Annotated in this window: 16 protein-coding genes; 6 read left to right on the top strand and 10 right to left on the bottom strand. The window is 71.4% G+C overall.

Annotated elements, in window-relative coordinates; genetic code table 11:
* Positions 1-292: 292 nt before the first annotated feature.
* Positions 293-1,405: a helix-turn-helix domain-containing protein gene (locus ADL05_RS32245; RefSeq protein ID WP_156365730.1), complete on the top strand. Its 1,113-nt coding sequence runs from the start codon at positions 293-295 to the stop codon at positions 1,403-1,405.
* 65 nt (positions 1,406-1,470) lie between these two features.
* On the opposite strand, the gene ADL05_RS05830 is transcribed toward ADL05_RS32245, so the two are convergent.
* The 3 genes from ADL05_RS05830 to ADL05_RS05820 all read right to left on the bottom strand — a co-directional run bounded on the left by ADL05_RS05830 (position 1,471) and on the right by ADL05_RS05820 (position 5,051).
* Positions 1,471-3,084, bottom strand: coding sequence for a carboxylesterase/lipase family protein (locus ADL05_RS05830; RefSeq protein WP_053615831.1), 1,614 nt, complete (start codon positions 3,082-3,084; stop codon positions 1,471-1,473).
* A gap of 76 nt (positions 3,085-3,160) precedes the next feature.
* Positions 3,161-4,027, bottom strand: coding sequence for an acetylxylan esterase (locus ADL05_RS05825; protein WP_053615830.1), 867 nt, complete (start codon positions 4,025-4,027; stop codon positions 3,161-3,163).
* A gap of 361 nt (positions 4,028-4,388) precedes the next feature.
* Positions 4,389-5,051: a class I SAM-dependent methyltransferase gene (locus ADL05_RS05820; protein WP_231640619.1), complete on the bottom strand. Its 663-nt coding sequence runs from the start codon at positions 5,049-5,051 to the stop codon at positions 4,389-4,391.
* 123 nt (positions 5,052-5,174) lie between these two features.
* On the opposite strand from ADL05_RS05820, the gene ADL05_RS05815 reads away from it, so the two are divergent.
* Complete coding sequence (locus tag ADL05_RS05815) at positions 5,175-5,822, top strand: metalloregulator ArsR/SmtB family transcription factor (RefSeq protein ID WP_053615829.1); 648 nt, start codon at positions 5,175-5,177, stop codon at positions 5,820-5,822.
* Here ADL05_RS05815 and ADL05_RS05810 read toward each other — a convergent pair.
* Positions 5,812-6,015, bottom strand: coding sequence for a hypothetical protein (locus ADL05_RS05810; protein WP_053615828.1), 204 nt, complete (start codon positions 6,013-6,015; stop codon positions 5,812-5,814). The two genes, ADL05_RS05815 and ADL05_RS05810, sit on opposite strands and share 11 nt — an antisense overlap.
* 237 nt (positions 6,016-6,252) lie before the next feature.
* On the opposite strand from ADL05_RS05810, the gene ADL05_RS05805 reads away from it, so the two are divergent.
* The 3 genes from ADL05_RS05805 (at position 6,253) to ADL05_RS05795 (ending at position 8,616) form a co-directional block, all read left to right on the top strand.
* A complete protein-coding gene (locus ADL05_RS05805; protein ID WP_053615827.1) occupies positions 6,253-7,212 on the top strand; it encodes a hypothetical protein in 960 nt (319 codons plus the stop codon).
* A gap of 157 nt (positions 7,213-7,369) precedes the next feature.
* Positions 7,370-7,921: a sigma-70 family RNA polymerase sigma factor gene (locus tag ADL05_RS05800; protein ID WP_053615826.1), complete on the top strand. Its 552-nt coding sequence runs from the start codon at positions 7,370-7,372 to the stop codon at positions 7,919-7,921.
* On the top strand, positions 7,918-8,616 hold the full coding sequence (locus tag ADL05_RS05795) for a zf-HC2 domain-containing protein (protein ID WP_053615825.1): 699 nt from the start codon (positions 7,918-7,920) through the stop codon (positions 8,614-8,616). The genes ADL05_RS05800 and ADL05_RS05795 overlap by 4 nt, the downstream gene beginning before the upstream one ends.
* A gap of 142 nt (positions 8,617-8,758) precedes the next feature.
* Here ADL05_RS05795 and ADL05_RS05790 read toward each other — a convergent pair whose 3' ends face one another.
* From ADL05_RS05790 to ADL05_RS05775, 4 genes are all read right to left on the bottom strand, one after another.
* Entirely contained in the window at positions 8,759-9,169 is a 411-nt protein-coding gene (locus tag ADL05_RS05790) for an RDD family protein (RefSeq protein ID WP_231640618.1), read from the bottom strand.
* A 32-nt stretch (positions 9,170-9,201) separates the two neighbouring features.
* Complete coding sequence (locus tag ADL05_RS31585) at positions 9,202-10,701, bottom strand: caspase family protein (RefSeq protein ID WP_053615824.1); 1,500 nt, start codon at positions 10,699-10,701, stop codon at positions 9,202-9,204.
* Positions 10,698-11,087, bottom strand: a complete 390-nt coding sequence (locus tag ADL05_RS05780; protein ID WP_053615823.1) for a hypothetical protein — start codon at positions 11,085-11,087, stop codon at positions 10,698-10,700. Before ADL05_RS05780 ends, ADL05_RS31585 begins: the two co-directional genes overlap by 4 nt.
* 146 nt (positions 11,088-11,233) lie before the next feature.
* Positions 11,234-11,932 carry a DUF429 domain-containing protein gene (locus ADL05_RS05775; RefSeq protein ID WP_053615822.1) on the bottom strand — a complete coding sequence of 233 codons (699 nt, stop codon included), beginning with the start codon at positions 11,930-11,932 and terminating at the stop codon, positions 11,234-11,236.
* Between the two features lie 617 nt (positions 11,933-12,549).
* Between ADL05_RS05775 and ADL05_RS05770 the strand changes: the two genes are divergently transcribed.
* Positions 12,550-13,521 (top strand): HNH endonuclease, encoded by a 972-nt coding sequence (locus tag ADL05_RS05770; protein ID WP_053615868.1) that lies wholly within the window; start codon positions 12,550-12,552, stop codon positions 13,519-13,521.
* A gap of 380 nt (positions 13,522-13,901) precedes the next feature.
* Here ADL05_RS05770 and ADL05_RS05765 read toward each other — a convergent pair whose 3' ends face one another.
* Positions 13,902-16,298 carry a UvrD-helicase domain-containing protein gene (locus ADL05_RS05765; protein WP_053615821.1) on the bottom strand — a complete coding sequence of 799 codons (2,397 nt, stop codon included), beginning with the start codon at positions 16,296-16,298 and terminating at the stop codon, positions 13,902-13,904.
* On the bottom strand, positions 16,295-22,966 hold the full coding sequence (locus tag ADL05_RS32100; RefSeq protein WP_053615820.1) for a DEAD/DEAH box helicase: 6,672 nt from the start codon (positions 22,964-22,966) through the stop codon (positions 16,295-16,297). Before ADL05_RS32100 ends, ADL05_RS05765 begins: the two co-directional genes overlap by 4 nt.
* Positions 22,967-22,968: the final 2 nt, after the last annotated feature.

Raw genomic sequence — 22,968 nt, 5'->3', positions numbered from 1 at the left:
CTCCACGGCCCCCGCACCCCTTGGCTACCCGCTCCGCCGCGGCCCCGTCGAATCCGTCGCACTCCCGGGGCCGGTACGCGCAGGACCGGACGGCGAGGTCTCGCCACCGTCGATCATGGGCCGCGCGGCCGGGACGCGTGCTCAATGGGCGAACGCTGGCGTGTCCTGGCCGCGAGGACCGGCGCCCAGGACGGCGGGCCGGAGCGCCACCGGCGTGCCGCGGCCGCGCGGTCGCGGTACTCGTCCGGGCCCGTTGTTGACGGCTGGGTTTCGGCGGTGTGACGATGTGCTGGTGTCCGACCTGCACACGCGGATGGCAGCGCTGAGCACCGACGTCACGGCGGCCGTCATCGCGCGCTGTGGGGCCGAGGTGCCGTACTACCGTGACCTGCCGCGCGAGGTACTCGACGGCGAGGTGGCGCGCTCGGTCACGGCCGTGCACGCCCTGCTGCTGCGCACTCTGCGCGAGGGCGGCGGGGTGAGGCCGGGCGACCTGACCCGGCTCATCGAGTGGTCGGCCCGCCGGGCGGAGGAGCGCGTGCCCCTGGAGGCCGTGACCGCCGCCTACCTCGTCGGTGCCCAGGAGTGGTGGCGGAGCCTGACCGCGGCGGCGGAGCCCGATCAGCTGGCCGAGGCGGGCGCGAGCCTGCTCACCTGTCTGCACACGGCCATGCCCGCCGTCGTCCTCGCCCACCAACGGGCGCAGGAGGACCTCAACAGCGAGGACAAGCGCCTGCGCCGCGCCCTGCTCACCGCCCTCCTGGAGGGTCGGCCGTACGCGGCACCGGCGGAGGCGGCGGGGGTCACCGTGGCCGAGGAGCACGAGGTCGTGGCGTTCTCCTTCGACGCGGATCCGCCGACCAGGCTGGTGCAGTCCTCACTCGACGCCCACACGGGCGTTCCGGTGCTGATGGACCCCGTCGCGGGGATCGCCCTGCTGCCGGGCCGACCGGATCTGCCGGACCTGGTCGCCACGCTGGCGCGCGACGCGGGCAGCCCCCTGCTCGCCGCGGCCGCGCCCGCCGCCGACCCCGCGGCCGTCCCCGCGGCGGCGGAGGAGGCGGGTCGCGTGCTGGACCTGGTCCAACGGCTCGGCCGTCCACCGGGGTTCTACCGCCTCGACGACGTGCTGTTGGAGTACCAGCTCGCCCGGCCCGGCGACGCGCTCGCGCGACTGGCCGCCAAGCTCGACCCGTTGGCGGAGCACCCCTACCTGCTGGAAACCCTGCGGCTGTTCGTCGAACACGGGCACAACCGCCGCCAGACCGCCTTGGCGCTGTCCATCCACCGCAACACCCTCGACTACCGGTTGCAGCGGGTGAGCGCGCTGACCGGGCTGGACCTCGCGGTGCCCGCCGAGGCGCGCCTGCTCCAGGCGGCGCTCACCGCCCGCGAGCTCAGCTGAGGTCTCGCGACCTCGGCCGCGACAGCGACCTCGACCACGGCCTCAGGGCTGTCCGGTGACGCGCGTCAGAGCCACACCCGCAACTCCTCGTCCCGCGGTGCGTGGGCCACGCCCGGGTCCGGATGGTCGAAGACCCTGACCGGCCGCCGCCGCGACCACTCGGCCCAGCCGGGATCCCCCGAGACGGCGAAGGACACCCAGGCCCGGTGCATGGCGTCGGCCAGCGGCTGTGGTGCGCCGGAACCGGTCAGCTCCTCGCTGGAGCGCAGGGTGTCGAAGACGAAGCCGATCTCCAGTGCGTGGCAGGCGCCGAGACCCATCACCGGCGAGCGCCAGGCGAACTCGTAGACGAACGTCCGGGGCGCCCGGTGCCGCTGGCCTGGACCGGAGGAGCCCGGAGAGGCGGAGGGGGTGGGAGAGCCCAGAGTGGATGAAGGGGCAGAAGAGGGAGGAGAGGCTGAAAGAGCGGAAGGGGTCGGGGAGCCCGGAAAGGCCGAAGGGCCCGTCGGCGTGGAAGAGCCCGGAGAGGTCGAAGGGCCCGTCGGCGTGGAAGAGCCTGAAGTGGCCGAAGTGGCCAGGCGGGAGTCCGCCAGCCGGTTCAGGGGGCCGCGCAGCAGCATGTCCGTGGCCATCTCCCCGAGGATCTCCCCCGGCTTGGCGCCCGGCCGGCCGGCCCGGTACAGCCGCGCCACACGTCCCGGGATCCGGAACTTCAGCAGCGCCAACCGCAGGGTCAGAGCGTTGACCCGCTCGACCGCCCCGGTCGGCACGAACCACAGCCGGTACTCCTCCCGGTTGGCGCCCAGCAGCAGATCGACGTCGGCGGGCCCGGGGTCCGCGGGCACCACGTCGTCGTCGACCACGATGTGGAAGCCCGGCCCGCCGCCGATCGGGTCGGCGCCGCCGACGACCGCGTCCTGGGCGTCCAGCAGCCGCTCCCGGTCCACCCCCGCGAACGCCTCGGCCGTGGCGGGTGCCCCCAGCTCCTTCGCCATCAACCGCACCACCTCGGCGCCCTCACCGCGCGGGACGGTGTGCGGCGGCCCGCTCTGCATGACCGCCCGGCGGAACAATCCCCTCGCCCGCGGGCTGGTGGTCAGGGCCGCGATGCTGATGGCGCCCGCCGACTCGCCGAACACGGTGACGTTGTCCGGGTCCCCGCCGAAGGCGGCGACGTTGTCGCGGACCCACCTCAGCGCCGCGATCTGGTCGAGCAGGCCGCGGTTGTCGGGCGCGTCGGGGAAGACCCCGAAGCCCTCCACCCCGAGCCGGTAGTTGACCGACACCAGCACCACGCCGTCACGCGCGAAGGCCGATCCGTCGTAGAGCGGCAGGCCCGTGGACCCGTTGCGCAGCGAGCCCCCGTGGATCCACACCATCACCGGCCGTCCTCCCTCCCCGCCGTCCGGAGCCCAGACGTTGAGGTTGAGGCACCCGTCCCCCGGGACGTCCACCGTGGGGATCAGCCGGTCCAGCGGCGCCCGGTAGGGGCGCTGGGGGGCGGTCGGGCCGAACTCCAGCGCGTCCCGCACGCCCTCCCAGGGTTCGGCGGGAGCCGGGGCGCGGAACCGGAGGGCGCCGAAGGGCGGCGCCGCGTAGGGGATACCGAGATAGGCCGCGACCCCGTCCCGGACCAGGCCCCGTACCCTGCCCTGCCGGGTGCTCGCGATGGTGTGCATCGGTGTCCTTTCGACGGACGATCAGCGAACCGCTCCCGGCCACCGGGGCCGGGAGCGGTATCGGTCTCAGGGGTGACTAGGCGGCCGGGAAACTGGTCGCCAGGTCGTTGCGGCGGACGTCCGACCACGTGTCGGAGTCGGTGCAGATGCCGCAGTCGGGTCCGAAGAACTCCGAGTGGGCCGCCTGGTCGCCCATCAGGTGCAGGCGGAACCACGCGGTCGTCGGCGCGGCGAACGGCCCGGGATCCCCGACCACCGTGAAGTGGTTGGCGCCGCGGACCTCGCCGTAGATCGCCGGGATGTGGTCGGCGTCCTTGTAGAAGCGCTTGACCAGCCAGGGCCAGACGATGCTGTCGCGCTGCCCGGCCAGGAGCAGCGCCGGGTCGTCCACGTCGTCGATGTCGGCCAGGGGGCCGGGCTGGATCGGCAGCACGGTGTCCACCCGCGGGTCGTCACCGACCACGATCGAGGCCGCGCCGCCCTGCGAGTGGCCCGACGCGCCGATGTTCTCCAGGTCGACCCGGTCGTGGAACTCACTGCCGGAGTCGGAGTCCCTGTGCTCGAGCAGGTCGATGCCCGCCCGCATGGATATCCCGAGGTTGGACTGAGGGGTGTTGGCGGCCGCGACGATGAAGCCGTGGCTCGCCCAGTGCAGCAGCAGGTCCCGGTAGACCACCGGGAAGGCGAACGTGCCGTTGCCCCACACGATGACGGGGTGCCTGCGGTCGCTGTCGGCGATGTCGCGCGGGTAGTACAGAGTGGTCACCGCGCCGACGTCCACGGCGGTGTCGTACGGACCGGGGTCTCCGTACCCGCCGGCGGACGCGGTGCCGAGATCGGTGTCGAGGGGCGCGGGCGCGGCGGCGGCGCCGACGGGACCGGCGGAACCGGCCAGTGCGAGCACCAGCGCGGTCAGCGGAACGAACAATCGTCTTGCGAGCATGGGGGGTGGCTCCTGACGTCGCGGTGGGCCGGATCCTGATTCCGTCCCACCTGGTTCGAGCTCACATCCTCGCCAAGATTCCGGCCGCCGTCTCTCCGCAACCGCGGCAATCCTTGACCCCGCGGTTTGTGCATTGTCCCGAACAGGGCAGGGCGCTCGGGCGCAGGCGGCACCCCGCCGGGGACCCGTGCCCGCACGGGGCCCGGTCCTGACCCTTCCGCCCACCGCTGTCGTGGACCGCCGCGGACGAACCGCACGGCCGCCCAGGAGGGGCCCGTCCTGGGCGATGTGGTCGGCCAGGACGTCGGTGCCCCCTGGGACGCCCCGCCCCGTCCGCTGAAGGTCCCGGGACGGGCGGTGCTCAGCGGCGTGCAGGCCTGGTCTGGGTGACGCGCCAGAGCCGACGGGGCAGCTCGCCCTCCTCGAAGGGGGCGACCTCGACGAGATCCCATCCCCCTGCGAGGTCGCCGACCAGGTCGCGGTCGAAGAAGTGCACGGCGAACCCGCCGTGCTCGAAGATGTCGTCACCGTGGGAGGTCCCGGTCCCGTAGTGGGCGTCACCCGTGTGGCGCACCGTGTACACCAGCGCGCCGCCGGGGCGCAGCACCCGGCCGATCTCGCCGATGAGCGCGTGGATCTGGTCGGTGGACAGGGCCATGCACAGCAGCATGTGGGCGAAGACCCCGTCCACGGAGGCATCCGCCAGGGGCAGGGGTGTGCGGGCGTCGTGCAGGTGGGCGCGCACACGATCCGCCACGTCCTGTGCGTCGGCGGAGCGTGCGAGCTGCTCCAGGGCGGTGGCGCTGAAGTCGGCGGCGTGCACCCGCAGTCCCCGGGCGGCCAGCCACAGGGCGTCGCGCCCGTGGCCCGCGCCCAGCTCCAGCACCTCCTGGGCGCCGCGCGCGGTGAACACCTCCAGCGCGTGCCTGGCGGCGTCGGAGGGGTCGGCGCCGTACATGTGCGGGGTGCGGTCGTAGACGTCCTTCCAGTGCTCGCGCTGGGAGTTGCCCAGTTCGGCGCCCACGTCGGCCTCCTTCGGTAGGCGGTGCGCGGCGACGGCCAGGCGGCGGAGCCGCGAAGCTCCTTTCCTCGGCCGCGCGTTGCGCCTAGTATCTATTCCAAAGATACATGGAATTATGGAGTCGCTGTGGCGAGCAAGACCGACCTGTACGACGCCATCGCCCGAACGGGCAAGGCCCTGGCCCACGGCAAACGCCTGGAGATCGTCGAACTGCTGGCACAGGGGGAACGCCCCGTCCAGGATCTGGCCCGCACGGTGGAGCTCAAGCTGTCCACCGCCTCGGCCCACCTGCAGGTGCTGCGCCAGGCCGGGCTGGTGACCGCCCGGTCCGAGGGCACCAAGCTCTTCTACCGGCTGGCCGGGGACGACGTCGCCGCGCTGATGTCGGTGCTGTGCCGGGTGGCCGACACCCACCAGGCCGAGGTGGAGGCCGCCCGCCGCGCCTACCTGGACCACGACGGCATCCGTCTCGTGGGGCGCCGGGAACTGCTGGCCTCGGCCGCCGCCGGCACAGCCCTGGTCCTGGACGTGCGACCGAGCCAGGAGTACGAAGCCGGGCATCTGCCCGGAGCAGTGTCCATCCCGCTGGAGGAGCTGGCCGAACGCATGGCCGAGATCCCCGCCGACACCGAGGTCGTGGCCTACTGCCGGGGCCGCTACTGTGTGCTCTCCTACGACGCGGTGCGCCTGCTGCGCGCCCACGGCCGCGACGCCGCGCTGCTGGAGGAGGGCGTTCTGGAGTGGCGTTCGGACGGCCTGGCCGTCACCCGCTGACCCTCGCCCTCTTCGACGGCAGGGCCTCGCCCAGGCGCAGGACGGGCAGGACGGAACTCAGGGCCTCCGATCCCCCGCCGTGCGCGGCATCGCCCGCGCCTCCCTCCGCAGCCGCCACAGGGTCGCGCAGGCCGAGGGTCGATGAGCTGCGCTCTCGGGGGCGGCGGCGCGTGGGGGCCGGGCCCCTGACCACGGGAGGCCTCCTTCACTGTCCCGCCCTACCGGTGCGGGCGAAGCCGTGGGCGTGGCGTGCGCGGGCGGGCTCGCGGCTCCGCCTTCCGGGGCCCCGCGGGAATTCCTTCGAGAAAAGTTTGAACCGGATCCGGCAGGCATCCGTGTACCTGGTGACCGTGAGACCTCGGGCCCGGACTCAGCACCCGCGGGTTCTGACCGCAGCCCGGGACAGGAAACCTTGGAAGGGACGCGGAGCATGCGTGCGAAGAAGTTCTACCCCCTGGCCGCCGGGGCGCTCGGACTGGCCCTGCTCACCGGGTGCGGCGTCGCCGACCCCTACACCACGGCCGGCGCCGACGCCTCCGACCCCCAGCAGGAGTCCTCCCCCGTGGAGGACGGTGCCGAGGAGGCCAACCCCGCCGACGCCGTGCTGGACCTGGCCCTGCGGGGGCACGAGACCCTCGGCGAGCTGGTCACCGACGCCGCCGGACACACCCTGTACCGCTTCGACGAGGACTCCCCCGAGGAGCAGACGTCGGCGTGCTACGACGACTGCGCCGACGACTGGATCCCGGTCGCCGCGGCGGAGGAGATGACGATCCCCGGGGGCGCCGAGCGACTGGGCAGCATCGACCGCGAGGACGGCATCGAGCAGGTGACCCTGGGCGGATGGCCGCTGTACCGCCACGCGGCCGACGCCGCCCCCGGCGACACCAACGGCGAGGGCGCGCAGGAGAAGTGGTACGCCGTGAGCCCGACGGGCACCAAGGCCCAGGACGAGCCCTGGACCGAGGGCTACTGCCCGCTGGGCTTCCAGGTGAGGCAGGACCCCGAACTGGGTGAGGTCCTGGTCGACGACGAGGGCTTCACTCTGTACCGCTTCGAGCAGGACTCCGCCGACCCGCCCGAGGCGACCTGCTTCGACGACTGCGCCGAGATCTGGCCGCCGGTCCTGGCGATGTCGGAGTTCGACTTCTCCGACGGCCTCGACGCCTCCCTGTTCGACTCGGTGGAGCGCGAGGACCGGCTGGACCAGGTGACCCTGAACGGATGGGCGCTGTACCGCTACGCCGCCGACGACGCCCCCGGCGACGTCAGCGGCCACGGCGTGGACGACGTCTGGTTCGCGGTCACCCCGACCGGCGAGATCGCCGGAGACGACAACGGCACCGGCGATGACGACGCTGACGATGACGACTCCGGCAGCGGATACTGACCCCCGCGCTCCGCGCGGCCCCGCGGCCCCGGGGCGGGGAGAGACCCCCTCACCCGCCCCGGGGCCCTTCGGCTCCGCCCGGAGCGACAAGGGGATTGCGGACGGGGCCCGAGTCCGCGAGGCTGGGGCCGACCAACCGCAGAGGGGGGAGGGACGGATGGCCCTGTGGGGCTCGCGCCGTCGGCGAGAAGCCGAGGACGAGGCGCTGATCCGTTCGCTCTACGACGAGCACGGCAGGGCGGTGCTGGCCTACGCCGCCCGCCTGACGGGTGACCGGGCCGCGTCCGAGGACGTCACCCAGGAGACCTTCATCCGGGCCTGGCGCAATCCCGATGTGCTGGTGAACTCCAAGGGCTCGGTGCGGGGCTGGCTGTTGACCGTGGCGCGCAACATCGTCGTCGACCGGGCCCGGGCCCGCCAGGCACGGCCCGCGGAGGTCGCCCCCGCCCCCGGTACCGAGCCGCCGCAGGACGACCACGCCGATTCCGTGGTGGACTCGATCGTGGTCATGGACGCTCTGGACAGCCTCTCCCCCGACCACCGCGCGGTCCTGGTCGAGGTATATTTCCGCAAGCGCAGCGTGGCGGAGGCCGCACGGGTGCTGGGGGTGCCGCCGGGAACGGTCAAGTCGCGCTCGTACCACGCACTGCAGGCCCTGCGCCGCCGCTTCGACCGCCGTGCGTCGCCGGGGAAGGGGAGGGTCCGATGACGTCAGGGACCCACGACCCGGAACTGCTGGGCGCCTACGCCCTGGGAGCGCTGGACACGCACGAGGCCGCCGCGCTGGAGGCCCACCTGGCGGGTTGCGAACCGTGCCGGGCGGAGCTGCGCGAGCTGGACGCCGTCCGCGACACCCTGGGCGAGCTGCCCCCGGAGGCCTTCCTGGACGGTCCGCCGCCCGAGGGGGCCCAGGGCCCGCTGCACGCCACGATCCGGCGAGCGGGGGCCGAACGCGCGGTCCAGCGCCGCCGCCGCGCCCTGCGCCTGGCCCTGGCCGCCGTCCTGGCCGGAGTGGTGCTCGCCGGGGCCGGGGTCATCACGGGGCGGGTCCTGGCGCCCGCGGAGCCCCAGCGGTCGGAGGTGACCCATCTGGCGTCGGGCACCGTGGTCGCCGCGCAGGAGGACCCGGACACCGGGGCGAGCGCCACGGTGCGCCTGGAACCCGAGTCCACCGGCCTGCGACTGGAGTCGTTGATCACCGGTATCCCGGAGGGCGAGGAGTGCGAGGTGGTCGTCCTCACCGAGGACGGCGGTGTGGAGGTCGCCGCCACCTGGACGGTCTCCGCCGAGACCGCGGTCGCGGGCAGCCGTCCCAGCGGCTTCGTGGACGTCGACCCGCAGGACGTGGCCTCGGTGGTGGTGCGCAACACGGCCGACACGGAGTTCGTGACCATCGTCCTGTGACCGGTGACCGGTGACCGGTGTGCTCGTGTCCACCGACTGGTCCCTGAGGCGTCCGGCGGATCCTCCACCGGCCGCGGACCGACGGACCCGCCAGCGCGAGAAGCCCCGACCCGTCCGCCCCGGGCCGCCCCGGCCGCTGCCCCTACCTGTGGACGCGCACGACCAGTGTCCCCACGCGCCGATCATGAGGGGCGCGTGTCCAGGGGTCCGTGTGTGCCAGGAGCGACTCGATGAGCACCAGGAGGTTCCCCAGCACCGGGATCGTCTGCGGCAAGCCGAAGAGGGCGGCCCTCCTGACGGCCTGCCGCTGAGAGGGTCGCCCACCGGTCCTGGCGTCCACGACCCTGATGCCCAGGAGCATCTTGCCCAGGGTGGCTCCACCGTGTCCGAGGAAGTACCAGTCGTAGAGGAAGAGAAGCGGACCCCAGCCCAGAAGGAACAGCGTGACCACGATGTTGGCCATGATGTTCATGGAGCTGTCGCTGTCATCGACCAGCGACCACGCCACCCCCAAGACGGTGACGGCTCCGAACGCGAAGAGGAACGCCAGCACGTAGTCGATGGTGCGGGCGGCGAACCTCCTCTTCAGGCTGGCCGGCGAGTGACGTGCGGGTGGCGAGGGAGAAGAGCCCGCGGGAGCGGGAGGCGGAACCGGCCCCGACACGGGTCCGAACCGCTGTGCGAGTCGAGGAGAAGGCACGGGGGCGGACCCGGCCATCGGCCCGGGGACACCGCCGACCGGTCCGCGCGGCACACGATCCGGCGGAGCCGGACGCGACGCCGGGGCCTGCCGGGGCGGCGACGGTGGCGGGGGCGCTGGCGTGGGAACGGACACGGGGACCACCTCCACGCGAACGGGCACGGCGGTCTCTCCGGCCTTCCCTTCGAGCGTGAGCGAGCCCTCCCGTCTGCCCGGCCGAGCCGTGTCGACCGACACGTCCACGGTGTCCTCGACCGCCTGCGCACGGATCCAGTGGTCACCAGGGTGCGGGACGCAGTCGTGGGCCAGCGCGGGACCCAGCAGTTCGATCCGCCGATGCGGTTCGGGCTGGAACTGGCCGACCCGACCGAAGTCGAGCGACCCGGGCGAGGACGGACCGACACCTCCTCGAGGGCACGCGCGGCCTCGCCCGCGACGGACTTGCCGTCGTTGCGAACCAGAGCGCGCAGGGCACGGCACGCCGCCTCAGCCAGTGCGAGATCCGGACTCTCCAAGCAGCGCCGGAGTTCGGGAACGGCTCCGAGCCGGCTGAACGCGACAGGGCTGGAGACGGCTTCCCTGAGGGCCTCCGGCAGCCCCTCGCCCCCAGTTCTGCGCCGCTTGCTGCAGGCGATGTAGAGGTCTCCCTGGAGGTGAATGCTGCGACTGGGCGTCTGGTGCGGGTTCTCCCGCCGTACCTCGTCGTAGACGAAGTCGTAGATCTCGTTGATCGACACGAGTCCGTCCGCGTCCAGATCCGCCTCCCCCGAGGCCAGTCCGTCCGCGAGCGCACGGGTGAAGACCGACGGCCGCGCCTGGTGGTCCGCGGCCAGTTCCGTCCCCTCGAAGGCGTACTCCATGGCGTTGGAGGCGGTGATCACCGCCCACCCGCGTCCGCTGTCGAAACCCCGGGCGGAGAAGGAGTCGAACACGTGGGCGTCCGCGCCCGCCCGCGTGCGCATGCCCTCCATGAAGGCTCCGCCATAGCAGCAGTCGAGGAACAGGACCGTGTTGCGCGAGCGCCCCTCGTTCATGCACCTGCGCACGAAGTCCGCCGGCACCGCGGTGGAGGCGAGCCGCCCGGGAAGGGTGTCGGTGGCGGCGAAGAAGAGTTCTCCCGAGGCGTTCTTCAGACCGTGGCAGGAGAAGTGCAGCAGCAGAGAGTGCCCCTTTGTGCGATCAGCGAAGAAGTCCTCCACCCTCCGACGGATGACGTGCGCGGGCTCGTTGCGCACGACTTCGACGTCGAATCCGCCGATCTCGGGGTTCTCCAGCACACCGGCCAGAACCACGGCGTCCTGACCGGGCGAGCGCAGGTGGTCGAGACCGTCGTTCAGGTACGTGTCCGTGGCGACGATCAGGGCGTGCCGCGCGACGTCGCTCATGACCGGTCGCCCGCGGGCGAGTGGCGATCCACGAACAGCTCGAACGCACGCGCCGTCAGTTCCGGAGAGGTCTCGGCGATCTCCAGGACGTCTCCGTCGATCTCCAGCCGGATGGTCGGCCGCTCCCGGCAGCGGTCGCGCCAGCGCCTGACCGCACCGACGACCGCGCCCAATGCGGTGGCCGACTGGTTCATGATCACCAGCAGCGCCCCGACCTGGGTCATGTCCCAGCCACGCGCGCCCGGAGGGGCTCCCGCTGACCGCACCGGCGTGACGTCGTCCACGTCGAGCTGGAGCAGTTCGCGTCTGAGTTGGCCCGCCAGTTCCTCGAGCTGTTCGGCCGGCGCCTCGTCCTCGGTGAGGAGGATCTGCAGCGAGGTCTCCATCAGGCCGCCCCCTACCAGGAGAGTGCGGCGCGACCCCATCCCGCCGCACGTCTTATATCCCATAATGCCCCAGTTTGTTCACAATCTCAGTCAAGGGCGCGACAAGGACTTCGGCCAGGCCAGTGCAGGGAACTCGCTCGGCCGCGTCAGTACCAGATCGCGATCGGCGCACCGGAGGGGTCGAGCTGCGCGGGCGTGGGAAGGGACTTCGCCCGGTCCGTGGCGATGCGGTGCGCGCTCCACGCCGCGGCGGCGGCGTCCAGGATGTCATCGACCGCCACCCGACCGGCCGTACCCAGGTCATCCGGAAGAAGGACGCCCTCCTCGGCGAGCAGAGAACGACGATGGCTCTGGCCGTTCCAGGTCCGCTTGGACCACTGCAACGGCGTTCCGGCCATGGCACGGAACGACATTTCGGGATGCACTTCATGCAGGGGCAGCGCGCCAGAACTCCGAAGTCGGTCGGCTTCCAGGATCTTCGGGAAGAGGGCGTGGGACTGCTTGGACAGACCTTGTCCCATCACTTCCCTGCACTTGGCGTTCGCCTTCTTGTAGACCGAGGTCTCCACGACCGGCCGGGACGGGATCCGGAAAACGCTGTTCCTGAGAGGTCCCAACTCGTCCTTCACGAGTAGGTCGCATTCACGCCAGCCCTGATCGGTGAGACCGAGCGGAATGTCCACCGCGACGATCTCGGGGTCGGCCCCCACCGCGACATCCTCCAAGCGCTTGCAGACATGAGCGTCGCGAAACCACCCGTCGACCAGACGTACCGCCACCCACCCCTGAGCGCAGGCGTCGACGCCGAGGACCTCCACCTGCGCGTCCCCCCGTTCGGCTGTCATGGCAATCCCGTTCCGTCCATGATCGCTGTGAGGATGCACTACCCGTTATCAGTGATCCGGAAGCGACCGCTGTCACTCTGCGGAGCGTGGTCAGGAAACACGCCGGGCCCGACGCGGCTCACCCAGACGCTGACGCAGTGGCATCACCGGTACCGAACCCAGGTTCAGCGGCGGGTCCATTCGCCGCAGCACCCGTTTCTCCAGCTCCCCGAGTAGCTCCACTCCCCCGGCCAGGCCGACCCACGCAGTGGAACTCGGCAGTGGTGTCCGATGGTCCGGAACACTCCTCGTCGTGAACCTGGCGTTCACAGTGATCTGACCGGAGGGATTCGCCATGGCCGCCACAACGGACGTACGCCCGGTCGGGGATCTCCCGAACGCGATCGGCAAAACTGCCGCTCGCGAACTCTCCAACAACGGCGTCACCAGCCTCAGGTTTGACGACACAGCGGCCTCTGGCCCCTGATGGTCCAGGCCTTCGCCTGAGCACCGTGGTGGGGCGCTCGGCAAGGCAAGTGGCCACTTCTGGACACGTGAGTAGGTCCCGTGGCTGGCAGGCGGCGGGAGGCCCGTTCAAGCAGTCGAACCCACCATCCCAAAGATTCATAATGTCGGTCATGAAGGCATATGTCGGGGTTACCGACAAGGCATGGGCTGACTTCCTCTCCGAACGCTCCCACCTGAACGAGATCAACTTCTGGCGACCCTCGTCCGGCAGCGTGTTCAAACGCATCGAGTTGGGCGACCTGTTCCTGTTCAAGACCCATTTCCCACAGAACCGGATCGTCGGAGGTGCCGTATTCAGCGGGTTCGCCCGCGTGCCCCTCTCCGAAGCCTGGGCCACCTTCGGGCAGGGCAACGGAAGAGACAGCGTCGCCGAGGTGCGTGCGGCGATCAACAGCTACCGCGCGAAGAACAAGATGGCCGCCATCCGGCCCGGAGAGGACCCACTCATCGGCTGCATCATGCTGCGCGACCCGGTGTTCTTCTCCGAGAACGCGACCTTTGACCCGCCGCCGGACTTCGCCAAGAGCCTCGTTCAGGGCAAGGGGTACGACGACATCGGGGCCGCCCCTCACGCGGACTACTTCGCCCCGATCGCAGCCCAGGTCCTGGGACGGCCGGCGGAGAAGGCGCTCGAGGAGGATCCGGCGGATGAGACCGACACCTGGCGGCGGAGCGGCCCGATGTTCGGCGAGGCAGGACACACCCGACGGCGGCTGGGGCAGGGGGCGTTCAAACTCGCCCTTCTGGAGGCCTACGAGGAGAGCTGTGCCGTCACCGGCCAGCGCGTGCGTCCCGTCCTGGAAGCCGCCCACATCCATCCCGTGACCAGAGGTGGGCTGCACCGGCTCGACAACGGGTTGCTCCTGCGATCGGACGTGCACCGATTGTTCGACCTCGGGTATCTGACCGTGTCCCCAGATCTAACGGTGCGGGTCAGCCCTCGGTTGTACAAGGACTTCCCAGACGCACAGCAGTACGCGGACCTCGACGGCGTCCGGATCCGTCTCCCCGAGAGGAAGGCCGATCAGCCCAGCCCCGAAGCCCTGGCCTGGCACCAGAGCGAGGTCTTTCAAGAAGAGTGACCGGTCTGAGAGACCCGGCGACAACAAAGTCGGTCCGGCTCTGGCGTACCCGATCGGTACCTCAGAACCGTCCCGTCGATGGCCAGGACCGAGGTGGCCGGGGCATGGACATCCACTGAGCGCGGCACCATTCAGGCCGCAGGAACCTCCTCCGCCTACGCGTCCGGGGCAGCAGTCGTGTGGGTGGCGAGGGTCGATGATTGTGGCCAGGTGGTCCATCAGCTCCGGCGTTCGTTCCTTTCCCGACAAACCATGAGGACTCCAGGCCCTTGCCAAGGGCATGGAGCTGTCGGTACGGCACCACCGATGACGTCTCTTCAACGACGACCGGCCCCGACCTTCGCACGAAGGTCGGGGCCGGTCGTCGTTCGGGCGAGGCCCTACAGCAGGGTGTTCGGGGGCTTGAAAAGGCCTCCGTCCTCGAAACGCTCCTCTTCGGATTCCGTCGTAGTCGCGGATTCCGCCGCACCGGCCGGCGGCACCACCGACTGCATGAGCTTATTCGGCAGCAAGGGGCTTGGGTCACCGTGCCAGGACACCACCAGGGAGTCCCGGGCGCGGGTGGCCGCGACGAAGAGCAGTGAACGGGCCATCTGAAGTTCGCGGCGGTACCGAGCCGGATCGCTGCCCTCGTACCGGTATACGTTGGCGTTTGGCACCAGGCCGTCGGCGGCACCGGCGACGATCATGTGCTGGTACTCCAGCCCCTTGTACCGGTGCAGGGTTCCCACGTGGACGGACTCCTCGTGGCCGGAGGGCGGCCCTTCGGGGCCCAGAGTCGCGGCGCTGATCCCGGCACGGACGAGTTCACGCTCGACCTCGCCGACCATGTCCCGGGTCGGGACCGCTACCGCGACGGACGCGAACTTCCCCTCGGCCTGGGCCTGTTCCCTGATCGCTCCGATCCGGGCGACCAGAGCATCGATCTCGGCCTCCCAGGTGTCGGTGCCGTGGAAGAACGGCCGAGGCCCGCGTAGCACCGAACGGTAGCCGCGGAGCGTGTCGGTGCCCTCGTCGAGGTCGTCCCAGCTCTCCTCGCCCAGCAGACCCAGAGCGGAGCCGAGGATCTCTCGTGTGGTGCGGTAGCTGAGTGTGAGGCGTGCGGAGCGGCCGACGATGTTGATGCCGAGGCTGCCCAGGGAGACCTGGTTGCCGTAGATGCGCTGGTGGGTGTCCCCCACGAGGAAGATGTCGTTGTCGGTATGGTCGACCATCGCGCGCAGGAGGGTCCAGTGGGCGGGGTTGAGGTCCTGGGCCTCATCCACGATCACGTGCTCGTACCGGAACCGCAGGCTGGCGTAGGACTGGTCCTGGTGCTGCAGCATCTGCCCGCCGGCCGTGGCCTCGCGCGCGCGGTTGGCGGCGATCTTGGCGGCGCGGTCGCCCTCCACTCGGGCCGCTGCCTCGGCGACCTGGCGGAAGGTCCAGACCCCCCTCTCCTCCAGACGCATGGTGAACCGCTCCACCAGCTGCCAGATCTCGGCCCGCTGGGCGCGGCTCACCCGCTGCCCGCGCCCGGCCCTGCGCGCGCGGTAGTACTCGGCGCGGGTGCGCACGCTCTGGCCCAGGATGACCTGGCTCCACTCGGCGTTGAGGAAGTCCGCGTCCCAGGTGCTCTCACCGAGTTCGGTGAGCATGTCCTGCCATTCCCGCGCGGCCTGCTGGTCGTTGATGGTGCGGCGGCGCTGGCGGCCCTGGTCGCTCTCACTGACGATGCGGGAGGCGAGCTGGTCGATGTTGACGACGTCGACCCGGTCCAGGAGTTGTTGCCCGCCGAGGTCGAGCAGGCGGCGACGCAGGTCCGCGGCGAGGTTCTTGTTGAAGGTGGTGAGCAGCACGGGTTTGGTGTAGCCGGGGCCCAGCCGGCCCACCAGGTACTTCACCCGGTGCAGGGCGACGATGGTCTTGCCGGTGCCGGGGCCGCCACTGACCCGGGCCGGACCCTTGTACCTGCGGTTGACGAGCTTGCGCTGGGTGGGGTGCAGGAACACCTTCCACGCCGCGAAGTCGTCCTCGAGGACCTGCTGGAGGTCGGTGTCGGCGGTGGTGACACGGGTGGCGGGGCGGGTGAAGGCGGTGTCGTAGTCGGTGGTGTCGACGGGTTCGGAGACGGCGACCGGGCGGGTGACCTCCTCCATGACCTCGTCGAACCCGCGCCCGTCAGCGAGGGCGAGGAGGACCTCCTCGGTGTGCCGAGGGGCGTATTCGACCAGGCCGAGGAGCCTGCTCTCGGTGGTGATGGTCAGGGCGAGGGAGACCAGCCCGTCGGCCACGCCGAGCTCGCGCAGCTGGTCCTCGGTGTAGTCGGCGAGGAGGGGGCGGGCAGACTCGGGTACGGATTCCGAAGGCCCGGTCTCAGCGGGTGCGGGCTGGGTGGGAAGCGGCTCCGCTTCGGGCGCCGAGGCCGGGTCGGCAAGCTGCGATGTGGTCGCCTCCTCGGAGGCCACCACGTCGAAGATCTCCAGGGCACCGGTCACCTGGTTGATGTCGAAGCGGTACCGCTCCAGGTGCTCGTACACCTGCCCGCGCGGGCGAAGGGCGACCAGGATGTAGTCCTGGTTGCCGACGTGGAAGAGGATCGCGCGGTACTCCCCCACCCGCGCGGAGAACAGGCGCTCACCCTTGAGCTGCTTGAACCCGTTCGTGGGGTTGGTAGGGTTCTCCCGGAACTTGTACTGGAAGTCGTACAGCGCCCCCTTGACGTTGCGGGGGAGCTTGCGGATCTCCTTGTCGGCCTTGTCCAACAGCCGCAGTGTGGCCTTGTCCTGCATGCTCATCCCTTCGCGATCGTCGTGTCGTCATCGCCGCCGACAGGATCGTGCCCGTCGGCCGCGGTCCGCCCACCCGTGGTCAGGATCCGCGCCAGCTCGGACACCTCCCACTGGTCGGCCTCCCGAACGTGCCAGCCCGCTTCGGTGTAGGCTGCCTCGCCCCTGGCCTTGTCCTCGGCGTTGCCGAGGAGCTCGGCCGAGAGCACGACGGCCACTTTGTGGCCGGGCCAGGCGAGTTCGGCGGGCCACATGCCCGTCCCCAGTTCGTAGCCGACCTCGGGGGCGGGGGTACCGCGCCGTTGGAGCTCCCCGGCCAGCGTCTCCAGCCCGGGCTCGTCCGGGTCCATCAGCTCCCACACTTGAACCCACGCGGGGTCGACGGTGACGTCCAGGGTGTGTTCGGGGTGCTCCGGTCCGGCGGGAGCCTGCTCGGCGGCCATGGTGTCGAGCAGGGTGACCAGCCCTCGTTCGAGGTCGCTGGTGAGCACCCGGGTGCTGGCGAGGGTGTCCCCGAAGAGCTCCGTCGCCTCGGCCGGATCCATCGCTTCCAGGGCCAGGGTGCTGTCGAGGCCGTCGCCGCCCACCGCGGTCAGCACGGACACGTCCAGGGCGTTCAGGGCGCTGAGCGCGAACTGGCCGGCGTCACCGCCCTCGTGTGTGAGGAACTGGAGCAGGTTGCCCCAGTACAGCCACGCCTTCCAGCGGCGTTTGTGGTCGTCGCCGCCTGCCGCCACGGTCTCATCGCTGTCGTCGAGCACCGTGAACGCGCTGACCGTGCGTTCCGCCTGATTGGCGACGATGACCACTCGGCACCCGGCGTCGTCGGCGCCGCGGATCAGGACGCAGCCCGCGCCCCCGACCGGTCCGGGCAGTCGATCTCCGCGCAGGGCGGAGGTGAGGTGCGGTGCGAGTTCGACGGCTCCGCCGCCGGTCTTCTCAGCCCCGGCGGTGCGCATGATCCCGGTGACGGCCGCCTGGGACCGCTGGGCCCAGCGCGTCGGCTCGGGGTCACCGAGGTAGGCGAACAGGGTTTCGGCGGGGCTGTTCCAGACCGTCGTGTCGAGCTCCTTGGGGTCCCCTCCCTGTTGCCCATAGGCCTGTTGGGCCTGCATGCGCCCGTTGGGCCCATAGGGCAACCAGGCGGGGTGCGGGACCTTCTTGCCGTCCAGGTGGTCGAGGTCGTCCCAGTTGAGCTGGAAGACGGTGATGCCGTGGGCGCGCAGCCGGGCGCGTTTGTCGGCGTCGTCGGCGATCCGGTTGTGCTTGTCGGAGGCGTGGTAGGAGTAGCCGTCCAGGTAGAGGGCGACCTGCTGGCGGCTGGTGTCCAGGCGGCGGAAGACCACGTCGGGGCGGGTGCCCTTGATGCTGTTCTGGAACAGCACCTCCCAGCCGACGACCTTCTCGTCTTCGCCGATGAGGCGCAGGACGGCGCTGCGTCGGCCGTTGACCTTGCCGCCCAGTTCGAACGAGCGGCCGGAGTCGGGGGTCTTGGCCCAGCGCTGGAGGGCCTGGAGGAAGCGGGCCTCCAGTTCGCTCTCGACCTGGTCCCACAGGGAGATGTCGTCGGTGCGGGCGATGCTGTCGGTGTCCCAGTCCTCCAGCAGGTCCGTGAGCATCTCCTCGGCCAGCGCTCGGTCCGCGTGCGGGAACTCGCGGTCGCTGACGTGGGCGAGCAGGCAGCGGTGGCAGGCGGCCCGGGCCTCGTCGGCCTGGCAGCGGCAGTGCGCGACGACCTCGCGGGCGGCGGTGAGGATCTCCCGGATGCCCTCGGCCCCGGAGCGGGGGTTCAGGTATCCGCTGCCGCCGGGCAGGGTGTCGTGGATGACCAGGTAGCGGCGCTGGTGGCCGGTCTCGTGGTCGGGCATGGCCGCGACGGTGGCGGCCAGGTGGTCCAGGGCCCCGCCGTAGACGCGGGCGAGTCCGGCCATGAGCGCGGCCTTGAAGCTGATGATGCGCTCGGCGGTGTGCACGGTGGCCACGGGCAGCAGGATGCGCAGGGCCTCGGTGCGCAGCGAGTGCGCGAGCACGATTCTCTCGTGCTCGACCTGGTCACCGCGGCGCTGCGGGCACCAGGGCCGGTGGTAGCTGCGGCCGGAGTCGTAGGAGCTGCCGAGGACGTTGCTGACGGCGTTGACGGGTTCGTCCAGGGTGGCGCCCCCGCAGGCCCGGCACACCTGGAACGGGGTCGGGGTGACCTCGTTGCCGGCGAAGGTGACGGTGGCGGGCCGGTTCATCCGCAGGGCGCCAAGGTTGAACCGGCGGATGACCGCCTCCCGGGTGAACTCCACGCCGAACACCCGGCCGGTGTGGCGCCAGGCTCCGGGGGCGATGGACTCCTCGGGGATGTCCACGGCGGTGGCGGTTTCGTAGAAGACGCGCTGGCGTTCGTCGTGCTCGTCCCGGATGAGGGCGTCGTCGCGGCGGTCGCGCGCGTACACCCGGGTGGGTTCCAGGACCCGGTACAGGCTGCCGCGGTCGGCGATGACGGCGCTGGAGCACCGGGGGCAGGGCTCGGTGTTCGTAACGGCGTCGTGGGTGCGGACGTAACCGCAGGCGGGGCAGACCCGCCAGTCCCGCCAGGCGGGCCGGTTCATCGAACCGATGTCGAGGCCGTCGACGGTGTGCCGGTAGCCGCGCACGTAGTAGTGGTTGCCGGGGGCGAGTTCGGTGAGGGCCCGGGCGGTGGGGCGCTTGTACTCGCGGACCTCGGTGTGGAACCTGGAGTCGCTGTCGGCGTCGCGCTCCTCCCAGGTGAGGGTGGCCTCCAGTTCGGTGGCGCTGTCCACGAGGGAGTAGTTGGGCAGCACGCCGAGGTCGACCAGGGCCCCGTGCGCGCTGGTGCGGCCGATCTCGCCGATGCGCCTGCGCACGGCGTTGCGTTCGGCCTGAAGTGCGCGTTTGCGGCGCTTCTGCTCGGGGTCGGACTCGATGAGGGAGTCGATGGAGCGGCCGACGGTCTCCACCCGCTCGCGCAGGTCGGCCAGGCGGGCCGCCCAGACCTCCTCGGCCCGGGTGACGGTCTCCTTGAGGCCGACGGTGGCGTAGTGGCGGAGCTGCCCCGCGGCGACGTCGTCCACGTCCTGCCCAGCCCCGGTGAACAGGTCGAGGAACCCGGAGACGAGGCGGTCGCCGTGGGCGAGGGCGCTCTCGGTGAACCCCGGCAGCCAGCCGAGGTCACCGAAGAGGTCGGCGGCGCGGCCGGGCAGCGGCGCGACCCCGGGCAGGTCGCCGCGGGCGGCGAGGTCGAGCAGGTGCGCGGCGTACTGGCGGCGCAGGATCTCCACCGCGGAGGGGAAGCTGCCGGGCGGGGCGATCTGCCCCGCGATCATGTCGAGCGGCTCCTCCAGGTAGTAGCGCTCGCGGGCGCGGCGGCCGACCAGGGTGAGCAGGAAGGCGTTGCCGGAGCGGCGTCCGGCGCGGCCGGCGCGCTGCACGTAGTTGGCCGGCCCGGTGGGCAGGGAGCCCAGGACCACGGCGTCCAGCTGGCCGATGTCGATGCCGAGTTCGAGGGTGGGGGTGGCGGAGAGGACGTTGGGGTCGGTGTAGCGGCTGCCGCGTTTGAACGACTCCTCGACCCGTTCGCGCTGGGCGCGGGTGAGCTGTCCGGTGTGTTCGGCGGTGGTGATCCGGAAGGGCTGGGCCTCCCGGTACAGGCGTCGGTAGTAGTCGTGGCGGAAGCGGCGGTCCTCGTCCACGGTGAGGTGGCCGGTGCACCGGTAGCGCGGGCAAGCCACGGCGGCCCAGTCGCCGGTCTGGTCGGGGTGGGCGCTCTGGCGCCAGTTGCACACGTGGCAGCGCAGCCCGCCGGTGACCACCTGCTCGTCGTCCAGGAGCCGGACCTGGACGTGCCCGGGGGTGAGGCCGTAGACGTTGACGCCCGCATCGGTCGCGGTCCGGGTGAGCACGCCCTCGTCGTGGAGGAGTTCCAGGAGGCGGCGCAGGTAGCGGGGCGCGGCCTCCGGCGGGAGTTTGAGGCAGCGGGTGGTCCAGTCCTGGTACCAGGTTCCGCGCCCGGCGACCGAGTCGAACTCGCTGCGTTCCTTGCGGTCGTCGGTGAGGAAGCGCGGGGCGGGCAGCCCTCTGGGGAAGGCGGGCATGCCGTCGGGGCGCTTGCCCCAGATGGTGCCGAAGCGTTTGGCCCCGACGTTCTTGATCCAGGGGTCGAGCCACCGGTGGCTGATCCCGCCCCGGGTGCGCAGGCGTTCGAGGAGCCCGCGCACGTAGCCGCGGAAGACCGCCGGGGAGGGGCGGCGGCCCTCGATCTGGTCTCCGCTGTGCTGGAGCAGGTCGGCGGCCAGGGCGGCGATCCGGTCGGGTTCGTCCAGCCGGACCTGGGCGGCGGCGGTCCGGGTGAGTTCGAGGGTGCGGCCCTGCCGGGAGCGCAGCCCGAACTCCAGCACGGAGGTGAAGGCCAACCGTTCCCCCACCAGGTCCCACTCCCGGGTGCCGCCGGCACTCTCTCCCGCGAGGAGGCGGTCCATGCCGGGCAGGTCGTGCATGTCCGGGGGGACCACGCAGGCCAGGTAGGCGGGGTCCTCGGCGCGGGCGACGGTGTCGGCGATGAGGTCGTTGAGGTCCAGCGGCGCGCCGCCGGTCGCCTCGTGGTGTTCGCGCAGCCGGGCGGCGAGCAGAGCGCGGGCGGAGAAGGTGTAGGAGCGGTTGGAGACGAACCCGGCCCGGTGAGCGGCGTCCTGCACCGAGTCGCTGAACATCAGCGTCTTGGGGGTCTGACCGTCGTGGGCGAGCTGGCCGCCGGTGAAGAGCTCGGTGACGGAGACCGAGGCGAGCGCGGCCAGGCCCGAACCGAGGAAGCGGGTGCCCTGGTCGGCGGCGCAGGCCGGGCAGCGGTCGTTCTCGGCCGCCCGGAAGGACTCCTTGGTGTGCGCGATGTCGGCGAGGACGAACACGCCGTCGAGCTGACCGGCCTCGTGCTTGGCGAGGTCGGTGGCGGGGTCCACCGGACGCACGTGGTTTCCGGCGGAGCGCAGCACCAGGGTGGCGGCGGGGTTCTGCGCGGCCTCGGCGCGGCTGGCCCGGATGAGGGGGCGCACGAACTTTTTGCTGGCAATCGCGCCCCGGTACACCTTGTCCGGGTCGGTGACCAGGTCGGCGGGTGCGGACTCCTGGGAGATCCCGGCCCAGCCGGAGCGGCCGCAGTGGCGGCAGTACACGGCGGGCAGGCTGACCCGGCCCAGGTCGGAGGTGGTGGTCTCCGAGCCGAGGGCGGGCGGGGTCTCGCCGTGCCAGGCGAAGGAGGGTTTGTCGGCGACCACGCGCAGGAGCCGGGAGACCGAGCGGACCCACAGGTGGGTCTCGATGGTCACCAGGGGGCGGTCCTTCTCGCCCTCGGGGGTGTCCGGGTGGCGGGCGGTGGAGAGCAGCGCGATGTAGCGGGCCAGGGCCTCGGCGGTGAGTTCGGGGGTGCTGCCCAGCGCGCGTCCCCAGGCGTAGGCGCCGCGTTCGGGGAGCTCGTCCAGGACCTGGGCCATGGGGGCGACGGTGCCGTCGAGGGTGCTGAGCACGGCCTTGGTGAGGATGTGCTTGCGCAGGAGGGCGCCGAGCTCGCGCGGGCTGAGGTCGTCGCGGCCGGTGAACTCGGCCATGATCCGCCCCATGGCGGTGGGGTCACCGTGCGGGTCGCGGATGGTGGCGACCTTGACCGGGTCGGGCACCGGGAGCTCGTATTCGAGCTTGCCCATGAACTCGTCGATGGCCAGGCGGTCCTCGCCCACGACGGAGTCCGGGCCGAACTCGGTCCCGAAGACGGTGGAGGCGACCGCGCGGATGCGCTCGGTGGGGTCGTGGTCCTTGGCGGCGGGGGTTCCGGAGGCGTTGGGGGGTCCGAGGGTGTCGGGCCCGTCCTGGCCGAGGGTGGCGCTGGTGGCCACCGGGCAGATGTCACCGAGCGGGCGGCCCGGGCGGGAGTTGCCGGTGGCGGCGGCCAGACGGCGGAGCAGCATGGCGACGTCGGTGCCCTGCGCGCCGTCGTAGGTGTGGAACTCGTCCACCACGACGTAGGTGAGGGCGGAGTCCTTCCAGAGCGGAAGGTCCTGCTCGCGCTGGAGGAGCAGGTCGAGCATCTTGTAGTTGGTGATGAGGATGTCGGGGCGCTGACGGCGGATCTGGGCCCTGGCGGTGCTCACCCGCCGGTACCCGGTCTCCGGGGTGTCGCCGATGTAGAGGCCGGCGGTGACCTGGGAGAGCGCGGGGTCGAGCAGAAGACCGTTGAGCCGCTGCGCCTGGTCGGTGGCGAGCGCGTTCATCGGGTAGAGCAGGACGGCCTTGATGCCGTTGTTGCCGTTGGCGCGCTCACGACGGCAGTGGTCCAGGAGGGGGATCAAGAAGGACTCGGTCTTACCGGAACCGGTGCCCGTGGTGATGAGGGTGGGCTCGGCGAGACTGTTGAGCGTGGAGAGGCGCTCCCAGGCCTTGGCTTGGTGGAGGAACGGGCTAAAGCCGGGCGGGTGCCATTCGAGGTGGTTCTGCCAGGAGTCGTCCGAGGCCCGGAAGGGCGTACGGACCCGAAGGTAGGGCCCCCGGAAGATGCCCTGGACGGGGTCGGTGAAGAAGGCTTCGAGGCTCTCCCGGACTGGTTCGTCAGCGAGCGCGAAAGTGGTGGAGAGGTACTGGGTGATGTTCCGCTTGACCTCTGCGGCGGCGAGCGTGGGCTGCATGG

Source organism: Nocardiopsis sp. NRRL B-16309 (genome assembly GCF_001279585.1).
Taxonomy (GTDB): domain Bacteria; phylum Actinomycetota; class Actinomycetes; order Streptosporangiales; family Streptosporangiaceae; genus Nocardiopsis.
This window is presented reverse-complemented; position numbering and strand designations above follow the sequence as displayed.